This window comes from Mediterraneibacter sp. 210702-DFI.5.30 (assembly GCF_020560115.1).
Taxonomy (GTDB): domain Bacteria; phylum Bacillota; class Clostridia; order Lachnospirales; family Lachnospiraceae; genus Mediterraneibacter; species Mediterraneibacter faecis.
Genome location: NZ_JAJCME010000012.1, coordinates 61,907 through 74,050, shown reverse-complemented (window position 1 = coordinate 74,050; position 12,144 = coordinate 61,907). Strand labels below are relative to the sequence as shown.

At 41.7% G+C, this 12,144-nt stretch carries 11 protein-coding genes; all 11 read right to left on the bottom strand.

Features of this window, described 5'->3' with window-relative positions:
• Window positions 1-72: 72 nt before the first annotated feature.
• The 11 genes from LI126_RS11985 to rpsL all read right to left on the bottom strand — a co-directional run bounded on the left by LI126_RS11985 (window position 73) and on the right by rpsL (window position 11,981).
• Window positions 73-972, bottom strand: coding sequence for a sensor histidine kinase (locus LI126_RS11985; protein WP_020436328.1), 900 nt, complete (start codon window positions 970-972; stop codon window positions 73-75).
• Window positions 973-975: 3 nt separating this feature from the next.
• Window positions 976-1,821: an ABC transporter permease gene (locus tag LI126_RS11980; RefSeq protein WP_020436327.1), complete on the bottom strand. Its 846-nt coding sequence runs from the start codon at window positions 1,819-1,821 to the stop codon at window positions 976-978.
• Entirely contained in the window at window positions 1,814-2,767 is a 954-nt protein-coding gene (locus tag LI126_RS11975) for an ABC transporter ATP-binding protein (RefSeq protein WP_020436326.1), read from the bottom strand. Before LI126_RS11975 ends, LI126_RS11980 begins: the two co-directional genes overlap by 8 nt.
• A 51-nt stretch (window positions 2,768-2,818) precedes the next feature.
• Window positions 2,819-3,505 (bottom strand): response regulator transcription factor, encoded by a 687-nt coding sequence (locus LI126_RS11970; protein ID WP_227165466.1) that lies wholly within the window; start codon window positions 3,503-3,505, stop codon window positions 2,819-2,821.
• Window positions 3,490-4,848, bottom strand: coding sequence for an MATE family efflux transporter (locus tag LI126_RS11965; RefSeq protein ID WP_117861191.1), 1,359 nt, complete (start codon window positions 4,846-4,848; stop codon window positions 3,490-3,492). Before LI126_RS11965 ends, LI126_RS11970 begins: the two co-directional genes overlap by 16 nt.
• 14 nt (window positions 4,849-4,862) lie before the next feature.
• Window positions 4,863-6,218, bottom strand: a complete 1,356-nt coding sequence (locus LI126_RS11960) for an MATE family efflux transporter (RefSeq protein WP_227165465.1) — start codon at window positions 6,216-6,218, stop codon at window positions 4,863-4,865.
• A gap of 57 nt (window positions 6,219-6,275) precedes the next feature.
• Window positions 6,276-7,154: a YitT family protein gene (locus LI126_RS11955; protein WP_118107267.1), complete on the bottom strand. Its 879-nt coding sequence runs from the start codon at window positions 7,152-7,154 to the stop codon at window positions 6,276-6,278.
• Between the two features lie 268 nt (window positions 7,155-7,422).
• A complete protein-coding gene (gene tuf / locus LI126_RS11950) occupies window positions 7,423-8,616 on the bottom strand; it encodes an elongation factor Tu (RefSeq protein ID WP_020437194.1) in 1,194 nt (397 codons plus the stop codon).
• 124 nt (window positions 8,617-8,740) lie between these two features.
• On the bottom strand, window positions 8,741-10,858 hold the full coding sequence (gene fusA, locus LI126_RS11945) for an elongation factor G (RefSeq protein WP_226901228.1): 2,118 nt from the start codon (window positions 10,856-10,858) through the stop codon (window positions 8,741-8,743).
• Window positions 10,859-10,879: 21 nt separating this feature from the next.
• Window positions 10,880-11,350: a 30S ribosomal protein S7 gene (rpsG, locus tag LI126_RS11940; RefSeq protein WP_020437196.1), complete on the bottom strand. Its 471-nt coding sequence runs from the start codon at window positions 11,348-11,350 to the stop codon at window positions 10,880-10,882.
• A gap of 211 nt (window positions 11,351-11,561) precedes the next feature.
• Window positions 11,562-11,981 carry a 30S ribosomal protein S12 gene (rpsL, locus tag LI126_RS11935; RefSeq protein WP_004847546.1) on the bottom strand — a complete coding sequence of 140 codons (420 nt, stop codon included), beginning with the start codon at window positions 11,979-11,981 and terminating at the stop codon, window positions 11,562-11,564.
• Between the last annotated feature and the right edge of the window lie 163 nt (window positions 11,982-12,144).

Below are 12,144 nucleotides of genomic sequence, written 5' to 3'. Positions count from 1 at the left end.
CAGTGTTTCGGTAAATCTAAATTTTCGCAATTCAGCATTGTAACTCAATAAAGTGCAATTTTTACTGATTTTTTAGATAGAAAGCGGAAATCTCATCTCAATAATAAACTCATTTTTCTCTGTCTTTGCGCTGATTTCTCCATTCATACGTTTCACAAGTTCCTTTGCAATAGATAGTCCCAATCCGGTAGATGTTTTGCTCCTTGCCACATCCGCTTTATAAAATCTGTCAAAGACATGTTCTATATCAATCTGCTCCGAATGTATCACCTGATTCCTGATTCGCAATACTGCATGCTCCTGCTTGCGCTCTAACACAATACTTATCTTCTTTTCTCCATGATCCAGGCCATTTTTAATTACATTCTGAATAACACGGTGGAGTCCTTGTTTATTTCCGGCTATGGACAACAGTTCTTCTGTAATCTGAATATCCGGCTGGATTCCCCTTCTTACCCAGTCATCATAATAGGAAAACACCGTTTCTTTCAGAATCCGGTTGATACAGCAAGGCGTCAGTTCCAGACTATAGGATTCATTTTTTAACTTTGTGAACATGAAAAGTTCTTCCAGCATTTCATTCAGACTGTGTATTCTTTCATGAATAATATTCAGATAACGTCTCTGGTCTTCGACATTTTCGCATTCTTCCATAAGCTGAAAATATCCATCCAGAGATGTCAGCGGTGTCCGGATATCATGGGAAAGATTCGTATAAGTATCCGCGATCAAAGCTTCTTTCTCCTGATAACGCTGCTTCTCTTTTCTTTGTAATTCCAGAAGTTCATTCAATCTGTCTGAAAGCGTTCCGATTCCACCCAAATCAAACTCGCGTTGAATCAACATGTTACTGTCATGTTTCATCAAGAACGCCAATTGGCGGCAGATGTCCTTCACCTGCCGCTGATATTTCCACATAATAATAAATTGTAAAATGATAATTCCTGCTAATATTCCAATTACGATATACATCCGCTAAATATCCCTCTTTTGAAAAACAGCACTGCTTGCAGCTATCATTATGACAGCAAACACAATTGCCACGCCGAATGCTGCCAGACACTCATTTCCACTTGGATTCATAGGAAGCAGTGATAATTTCCCGGTTATCGTATACTTATAAATCTGGAAATTCTGGATTCCCATTTTCCGAACAGCACTGTTTATTAATCCGTATACGATACTCATTATATTCATTGTAAGACAAATCGCGATGACCATGCTGATCACATTATTTTTCAGAATAATTGCAATCGCCATGCAGATCAACACGAGTGCATAATGAAGTGCCAGCTCCGTCAGGAAATAAGACAGAATAGCTTTTGAACTTCCCAACGTCAATTCTTTGAATACTATATAGTTCGCAGCTCCCTGGAGTAAGAATGCACCTGCCATTGTCAGCACCGTAAAGACCGCCAACGCAATAGATCTGGAAAAAATCAGTGTTCCTCTTTTTTGAACCTGGCCGCCAATATTTTTAATATAACCGCTTCCAATATCCGCTGTTGAAAACATCACAGCAAAAATCACCAGAAACAACGCATAAAATTTTCCCTGAGAATTTGCAAAGAAAATGTCATACACCGTAACCTTTTCTCCCGGTTCTGTCGGCAGTGTCACCATCATTCCCACATTAATATTCTCCGCAGTCGGTTCCGCAAACTGCTCCTGCCGCACGGTATCTTCTTTACTTAATAAATCATAATCTGTTTTACACATAAACGTTGTAAACAGTACTGACACAGCCAGCACGATCCATACTACATACATACTTTTGGTCCGAAACATCCGGTACAAATCCATTTTTATCATATTAAGCATGGCTGGCACCTCCTGTCAGATTCAGGAAATACGTTTCCAGTTCTTCACTCGTTATAGAAAGCCCTTTTACCGGAATTCCTGCCTTTGCAAGCTCCATATTCAACGCTGCGCTTTCATTCAGACGTTCAAAAATGTGAATATGTTCTTTGTCTGTTACCTGATAATTCGTAAATCCCATAGCATCCAGCACCGGAATTGCCAGCTTCGGATCAGCCAGTGTTAATTCCATCCGCTCACTGCATCTTCGCATTAATTCTTCTCTCGTAAGCTCCTGCAATAAACTTCCATTGTGAATGATTCCATAATCGGTAGCAATCTTCGATAATTCCTCCAGTATATGACTGGAAATGCAAATCGTCATATTCCTCTCTTTCTGAAGTCTCTGAATCGTGTCCCGGACCTCAGCAATTCCCTGTGGATCCAACCCATTGATCGGTTCATCAAGGACTAACAGATCCGGTTCTCCAACCAACGCAAGACCGATTCCCAGACGTTGTTTCATTCCAAGAGAAAAGTGTTTTGTCTTTTTCCGTCCCACATGCTCCAGACCTACTGTTTTCAATATCTCTTCAATGTAACCTGCTTTCTTTATCCCAAACAGCTTGCATTTGATATTCAGATTTTCATATGCGGTCATATTTCCATATAATCCCGGTGCTTCAATCAGACATCCCACACGGGAGCGGACTTTCTGTAAATCCTTTCCCTTGTATCCGAAGATCTCAATCTCTCCACTCGTTGGCCTGGAAAGTCCACTGATCATCTTCAGGCAAGTCGTCTTCCCGGCTCCATTTCGTCCGATAAATCCATAGATAGCGCCCTTTTTAATATGCATGCTGACACTGTCCACAGCTTTATGATGTCCATACCGCTTCGTCAGCCCTCGTGTTTCCAATAACATCTCACTCAAATTTTTCATCTCCTTTTTCTTATCTGCATTTATCATAAAAGATGAATCCTAATCAAACGCAAATAAATAGTAAAAAAAGAGTAAAGATTACGCATGAAGACGATAACCAATTCCCCATACTGTCTCAATGTATTCCTCCGAAGTCACTTGTTTGATTTTCTTGCGGATGTTGCTGATATGTACGTCCAATGTCTTCGTCTCACCCATATAAGGTTCGTCCCAGGCATATTCGAAAATATCCTCTTTACTGAAAACCTGTTTTGGATTCCTGAGCAGTAATTCTAAAATCGCAAACTCCTGTTTTGTGATCTTCGGAAGTATCTTTCCAGCAATTTCAACCTGAAATGTATTTCTGTTTAATAGCATATCTTTAAATGAAAGCGTATACTGTTCCTCTGCTTCCTTTTCTTCTTTATGACGGAGCTGTACCTGAACTCTTGCCAGCACTTCCCTGATTTCAAATGGTTTCGTTATATAATCATCCGCTCCGCTCGTTAAAACTTCTACCTTTTCATCCAGGCTGTCTTTTGCAGTCAACACAATAACCGGAAGATTTCCCTTTTTCCGTATTTCCTCCAGAACCGCCTCACCTGGAATTCCGGGCAGCATCAGATCCAGCAGAACAAGTGCGTAATCATGATCCTGCATATTTAGAAGCAGCTTTGCTTCGGTCCCGGAAAATGCCTGCTCACAGGAATAGCCTTCTTTGGATAATGCCTCCTGAAGCAAGTTATTAATATTTGTATCGTCTTCTACAATTAGTATTTTCTGCATGATATTGCTCCTTTATCTTCCTCAATCGGCCATGATTTTCTGAGTGCTGCATAGGAAATCAGGAAGTTTGCAAGCCATCCGGCCGGTACTGCAAGCCAGACAAATGCAATTCCGAACCGCGGTGCACAAATCAAAGCGACAGACAAACGGATCGCAAGATTTACCATATTCGCAATGAGAAACGGACGCATGATTCCAAGTCCGCGAAGAACACCATCGGTTGCCATCTTAATACCCATAAAGATGAAAAAATATCCGAGCCATCTCATATAATCACCGGATACCTGATACGCTAAAGCTGTTCCATCTTTTCCAAGGAATAAGGAAGAAATCTGGTTGTGCAGTGATTCAATGACCAGAAAAGCAAGGACTGCGAAACATAGATCTAACACCAGTGCCGCATGATAGCCTTTTTTAAGCCGTTCGATTTTCTTTGCACCAAGATTCTGGGATATATACGGCGAAATCGCATTGCCGATGGATACAAAAATCAGTGAAAAAACATTTTCCACTCGCATCGTTGCTGAATAACCTGCGAGTGCCTGTGTACCAAATGGATTTACAACTGCCTGTACGATCATCATACCGATTGACACTGTAGACTGCTGGAGAACTGACGGTATGGCAATTTGAAGCATCGAATATAACTCCTGGCCGTCAAACCATTCAAACTGACATTTATACCGTCTCATTCTATAAAGGAAAATCAGAAATGAAAATACTGCGGAAATCCCCTGTGCAATAAGCGTTGCCAGAGCCGCACCAAATACGCCGAGACCAAGTCCGGCTACCATCCAAAGATCCATAAAAATATTTAATACAGATGAAAAAATCAGAAGAACCAACGGAATTCTGGATTCACCGATGGAAGTAAACATCGTTGAAAGGATGTTGTACATAAACAGAAATGGGAATCCCACAAAATAAACCCGCAGATACAGTACTGCTTCATCCAGTATATCAGGAGGTGTTTGTAATAAACTCATCATTGAATGTGAAAAGCAAAAACCAAAGATTCCAAGTAGTATGCTCAGGACTAAAAAGCTGATCAGCGATGTCGACACAATTGTTTTCATTTTACCATAATCTCTGGCTCCAAAATAACGGCTTACGAGTACACCTGCGCCTACACCGGCGCCCAGAGCTACGCAAATGAAAACATTCGTAAGTGCAGCACAGGCACCGACAGCCGCAAGTGCCGAAGAACCAACAAACTGACCGACAATAATCGAATCAGCCATATTATATATCTGCTGAAAAAAACTGCCTAAGATCATAGGCATTGCAAAAACAGTTAACGCTTTCAAGGGCGCATCTGTGATTAGATATTCATCTTTTGACATGATCATACTTCTCCTCAATCAAAATCTCTGGTAATATTTGTAAGCCATTTCTTTCTGAAATAGTGAATAAATACCACGGGCATTTTCTCGAACTCATCTAAAGTCATTACAAAGTAAACCCAGACAGGCGGTAATTTAAAAACATATGCTGCAAGGAAAGTTGCCGGAACTGCAACAAGCCACATAAATATGGAATCTACGATCATTCCAAATCTGGAATCTCCACCACCTCTGAAACAACCGCATATAAGGCAGGTATTAATCCCTTCTCCCACAAGACGCCAGGTTGTCATAATTATAAAAATGCTAAGATAAGAAAGGGCAGTCTCGGTCAATTTATCCCGATAGAAGTCCAGTATCAGAGGACGAATCGCCAGAATGATAACGCATCCGATCAGGCTTACAGCAAGTGTTATCCTAAGCATCCGTTTTCCGTATTCTCCGGCTGTATCAATTTGATCTTTTCCTAACTCCTGGCTGATAATGATAGTCGTAGCATTTGCAAAACCGCGGCAGGCAATAGCACCAATATTTACCACCATAACAGCAACCGCATTTGCGGCAACCATGTCATCTCCGATATGCCCAAGAATTGCTGCAAATGCTGAAGTGGCAAAACTCCAGACAACATCATTTATCACGGCTGGAGTGGCAATTTTCATAAAGTCCTGAAACAAGATTCCTGATTTTGCGAAAAAATGTTTTATCCTGAATCTGACATCTGAACTGTTTAAGGAATAAATAAGACAAATTAATACCTCTGTAATTCTGGCAATCACAGTACCAAGTGCAACACCTGTAACGCCAAGCTTTGGAAATCCAAACAGACCAAAGATAAAGGTGGCATTACAAAGTACATTGACACAAAGAGAAACAATGTACGTAATAGAAGGCAGCATTATTTTTCCAATACTTCGAAGAGCGCTCATAAAAACCTGTGAGAACCCCATAAACATAAATGAAAATGAAATCACTTTCAAATACTCACTTCCGGCAGCAATCGTGTCCGGACTATTTGTGAAAATCTTCATAACCGTAACCGGCATAGTAAAGGAAATAACGAAAAATATAAGCGAGACGATCAGTGAAATCCGTTCCGCCAGACCGAGAATCTTTTCTACTGTCTTTTTATCCCCTTTTCCCCAATACTGGGCACACAGAACCGAAGTTCCTGTAGCCATACCGTAATATAAGCAGAACAGAATAAACGTATACTGGTTCGCAAGTGATGAAGCTGACATCGCCGTCTGGCTTACGTATCCAAGCATTACCGTATCGGCAATATTTACCAATGTTCCAATCAAATTTTGAATCATGATCGGAAAGGCTAATTTTGATGCGTATTTTAAGAAATCTTTTTTATTTAACATACAACTGTTCTTCCTAAATTCTATAAATGTTTAATCTACAGTACTGTTTTTGCAGCATCAGCAGTCTTCCTCTTCTCCGTAGTGTTTGCTCAAAGAGAATCCTCTTCCTCGTACCTCTGTAACTCTGCTGATGATCATAAATGCCTCCGGATCAATCTGTCTGATCAGTTTCTCAACCTGTGGAAGTTCTCGATTAGACACAATACTCAATACAATCTGCGTTTGTTCCTGTTTGTAACCGCCTTCCCCATACAGCATCGTCACGCCTCTGTCTACCTGTGCAAGAATTGCCTGACGTACTTCTTCCACATGTTTGCTGATAATCTTCACTTCCGTCTTGGTATTTCCCATCACTAACACTTTGTCCAACACTGTCGTGTAGATTATTACCAGTAAAATTCCGTATAAAACGCGTTCCGGAGGATTATATAGAATCTGCGGTAACAGAATCAATATATCAAATACATTCAGACTCACTGACACCGGAATTCGAAAATACTTATTCAAAATCAACGGTGGAATATCCATACCTCCGGTAGAAGCTCCCGTTCGAATTACAATACCAAGTCCAATCCCGATTCCAAGTCCGGCAAAAATCGTATTCAGCATTGGATTATCCGTGATCACCAGATCCCCAAAAATATGATTGGCCGCTTCCAATGCAATTGGATATGTGAAAGAACTGAGAATTGTCGTCAGTGCAAATTTCTTACCAAGAAAAATCACTCCAACTATCAGCATCACAATATTAAATGCTAAGACAAATCCAGAAATTGATGCTCCCGTAAAATGCTTCACTACCAGACCAATACCGGTTGTTCCTCCTGTCATCAGATTCCCCGGTAAAAGAAAAAGTTTGATTACAAACGCATAGAAAACGTTTCCAAAAATGACCTTTGCAACGGTACTTGCCCGCTTTAAATATGCCTTATCCATAAATTCCTCCCATTAGCCATATGATTTTGATTATCCCCAAAAACGTCCGTTAGAGAATCTTCCCTAACAGACGTTTTTCAAAGTATTTCCTAATATAGTGATATTATACTGAGAAATGCGGGCAGTTTCAATAGGATTTTTCAAAGCACAACATATTTAAGATAATACTTTTTTGTATATTTGCGCACTAATAGAAAAGCCCGCAGAACCGAAGTCCTGCGGGCATATTTCATTTTAAGTATCGATATTAAATCTATCTAGATATTAATTACTCGATGATTGAAGCAACTGTACCTGATCCTACTGTACGTCCACCTTCACGGATAGCGAAACGAAGACCTTCCTCCATAGCTACTGGATGGATCAGTTCAACTGTCATCTCTACGTTATCTCCAGGCATACACATCTCGATTCCTTCTGGAAGCTCGCAAACACCTGTTACGTCTGTTGTTCTGAAGTAGAACTGTGGACGGTAGTTGTTGAAGAATGGAGTATGACGTCCACCCTCGTCTTTTGTCAGTACGTAAACCTGGCATGTGAATTTCTTATGGCAGCTTACTGTACCTGGTTTGATAAGAACCTGTCCTCTTTCGATCTCTGTTCTCTGAATACCACGAAGAAGTGCTCCGATGTTATCTCCAGCCTGAGCCTCATCAAGAAGCTTACGGAACATCTCGATTCCTGTTACAACAGTCTTCTTAACGTCCTCGTGGATACCGATGATTTCAACTTCGTCAGATACGTGAAGTGTTCCACGCTCTACTCTACCAGTTGCAACTGTTCCACGTCCTGTGATAGAGAATACGTCCTCTACTGGCATAAGGAATGGCTTGTCTGTAGCACGCTCTGGTGTTGGGATCCATGTATCAACAGCGTCCATGAGTTCCATGATCTTGTCTCCCCACTCTCCGTCTGGATCTTCAAGAGCCTTAAGAGCTGATCCCTGGATGATCGGTGTGTCATCTCCTGGGAAGTCATACTCGTTAAGTACTTCACGGATCTCCATCTCTACGAGTTCAAGAAGCTCTTCGTCGTCTACCATGTCACATTTGTTCATGAATACAACGATATATGGTACGTTAACCTGACGGGACAGAAGAATATGCTCTTTAGTCTGAGCCATAACTCCGTCTGTTGCAGCTACAACAAGGATAGCTCCGTCCATCTGAGCTGCTCCTGTGATCATGTTCTTAACGTAGTCAGCATGTCCTGGGCAGTCAACGTGTGCGTAGTGACGGTTAGCTGTCTCATACTCAACGTGTGCTGTAGAGATTGTGATTCCACGCTCTCTTTCTTCTGGAGCCTTATCGATGTTCTCGAAATCTACAGATGCGTTACCTTCTACTCTGTGAGAAAGTACTTTTGTGATAGCAGCTGTAAGAGTTGTTTTACCATGGTCAACGTGTCCGATAGTACCGATATTACAATGCGGTTTTGTTCTTTCAAATTTAGCCTTTGCCATTTTGAATATCCTCCTTAAAAATATAACCCTCAATGGGGCAACCTTGTTTTGGTTTTCTATTTTAAACCTGGCTAAGTTTGATTATATTTCAAACTTAGCCGATTTTCAAGCCTTTTATGATATTTTAGGCATTTTTGTTGGATAATACTTTCTCCTGTACAGACTTCGGTACTGGCTCGTATTTCTCAAAGAACATTGAGTAGTTACCACGTCCCTGTGTTCTGGAACGAAGATCTGTAGAGTATCCAAACATTTCTGACAGAGGAACGTACGCACGTACGATCTTTCCGCCACCGAGATCATCCATACCTTCAATACGTCCACGACGTGAGTTCAGGTCTCCGATGATATCTCCCATATATTCTTCAGGCATTGTAACCTCTACCTTCATGATAGGCTCAAGAAGTACAGGTGCGCCCTGTTTCATAGCATCCTTGAATGCAAGGGAACCAGCGATGTGGAATGCCATCTCACTGGAATCGACTTCATGGTAAGATCCGTCGTATACGTTAGCGTAAACACCAACTACAGGAAATCCTCCAAGGATACCAGACTTCATAGCTTCTTCAATACCTTCACCTACTGCCGGGATGTATTCCTTCGGAATAGCTCCACCAACTACAGTAGACTCGAACTTGTATGTCTCCTCACCGTTGACATCCATTGGCTCGAATTTAACTTTACAGTGTCCATACTGTCCACGTCCACCAGACTGTTTTGCATACTTGCTGTCGATATCAACTGCTTTTGTAATGGACTCTTTGTAAGCAACCTGAGGTGCACCTACGTTAGCCTCTACCTTGAACTCACGAAGAAGTCTGTCTACGATGATCTCAAGATGAAGCTCACCCATACCAGCAATGATTGTCTGTCCAGTTTCTTTATCTGTATGAGCACGGAATGTCGGGTCTTCTTCTGCAAGTTTTGCAAGAGACTCTCCAAGTTTTCCCTGTGAAGCCTTTGTCTTAGGCTCGATAGCGAGCTCAATAACTGGCTCTGGGAATTCCATGGACTCAAGAATTACTGGATGCTGCTCGTCGCAGATTGTATCTCCTGTTGTAGAGAACTTGAATCCGATTGCTGCAGCGATATCTCCTGAATATACTTTATCCAGCTCTTCACGCTTGTTGGCATGCATCTGAAGGATACGTCCAACACGCTCTTTTTTATTTTTAGTAGCATTCAGTACATAAGAACCGGAGTTCATAACACCTGAATACACACGGAAGTAAGCAAGCTTACCTACGAATGGGTCTGTCATGATCTTAAATACGAGAGCAGAGAACGGCTCTTCATCAGAAGAGTGTCTTACTACTTCGTTTCCGTCTTCATCAACACCCTCGATTGCCGGGATGTCTGTTGGAGCCGGCATAAACTCGATGATTGCATCAAGGAGTTTCTGAACACCTTTGTTTCTGTATGCAGTACCGCAGCATACCGGAACAGCTGTACACTCACATGTAGCTTTTCTCAGAACTGCTTTCATTGCATCGATAGAAGGTTCTTCACCCTCAAGGTATTCCATCATAAGGTCATCATCCAGCTCACAGATTTTCTCTACGAGTTCTGTGTGATAAAGCTCAGCTTCATCCTGCATCTCTTCCGGAATATCTGTTACAGTGATGTCTTCCCCCTTCTCATCATTGTAGATGTAGGCCTGCATCTCGAACAGATCGATGATTCCTTTGAATTCGTCTTCTTTTCCGATTGGAAGCTGAAGACAAATAGCGTTCTTTCCAAGTCTTGTCTTGATCTGATCTACAGCATTGTAGAAATCAGCACCAAGGATGTCCATCTTATTGATGAATGCCATACGTGGTACGTTGTATGTGTCTGCCTGACGCCATACGTTTTCTGACTGCGGCTCAACACCACCCTTAGCACAGAATACGCCGACAGCTCCATCAAGTACACGGAGTGAACGCTCAACCTCTACAGTGAAGTCAACGTGTCCCGGAGTATCAATGATATTGATACGATGCTCTAAAGCGCCCGGTTTCACTTTTGTCTTCTCTTCCAATGTCCAATGACATGTTGTAGCGGCTGAAGTAATTGTGATACCTCTTTCCTGCTCCTGTTCCATCCAGTCCATAGTAGCAGTACCTTCGTGAGTATCACCAATCTTATAGTTAACACCGGTATAGTAAAGAATACGCTCTGTCAGTGTAGTCTTACCAGCATCAATATGAGCCATAATACCGATATTTCTGGTTCTCTCTAATGGATATTCTCTTCCAGCCAAGATTTTTTCCTCCTAAAATAATTAGAAACGATAGTGAGCAAACGCCTTGTTTGCTTCTGCCATCTTGTGCATATCTTCTTTTCTCTTAACAGCTCCACCTGTGTTGTTAGCTGCATCAAGAATCTCGTTTGCCAGTCTTTCTTCCTGTGTCTTCTCGCCTCTCTGACGTGAATACATAGTTAACCAGCGAAGTGCGAGTGCCTGTCTTCTGTCAGCTCTAACCTCGATCGGTACCTGGTATGTTGCTCCACCGATACGTCTTGCTTTAACTTCAAGAACTGGCATCATGTTGTTCATAGCCTCTTCAAACACTTCAATAGCCGGCTTCTCAGCCTTAGCTTCTACTCTTTCAAATGCTCCGTATACAATCTTCTGTGCTACGCCTTTCTTACCATCAAGCATGATGTTGTTGATAAGTTTGGTAACAACTTTATTGTTGTATATTGGATCCGCTAATACATCTCTCTTCTGAGTATGTCCTTTACGTGGCACGGTCCTTCCCTCCTTAATCATATTTTCCGGTTTTTCCGGGATTAATTCATCGGTACTCACATGTGTCTTTCTATGAGATCACATTCCATGTGCTCGCAGCCGCGAAATCTATATAGCATCCGCAACCTACGACTAATCATAGTTCTGTTTGTGATACGATTTAACTATTAGTTACACTTATCTAAAATACTATACTGCAATCCGCGACTTCTTATTTAGCGTCTTTCGGTCTCTTAGCACCGTATTTAGAACGAGCCTGTCTTCTCTTAGCAACACCTGCTGTATCAAGTGTTCCACGGATAATGTGGTATCTTGTACCTGGCAGGTCCTTAACTCTTCCTCCACGGATCATAACAACGCTATGCTCCTGAAGGTTGTGTCCTTCACCTGGAATGTAGCTTGTTACTTCGATTCCGTTTGACAGACGAACTCTGGCGATCTTTCTCAGAGCTGAGTTAGGCTTCTTAGGTGTAGCTGTCTTAACTGCTGTACATACACCTCTCTTCTGTGGTGCAGAAACATCAGTTGCACGTTTCTTCAGGGAGTTGTATCCTTTCTGAAGTGCCGGTGCTGTAGATTTCTTCTCAGAAGTCTGACGTCCTTTTCTAACTAACTGGTTAAATGTTGGCATTCTTTTCACCTCCTATGAATTATTCGTTACCTTGGGCTTATGCCTCAAGGGGCTGCGGATAATTAAGTCATTATCCTTATTTGCGCATCAAAAAGACATTGCCTTTTTCCACACGCTCGTTTAGTTTATTACGTTTAGCGCCGAAAGTCAAGGCTTTTTTCGC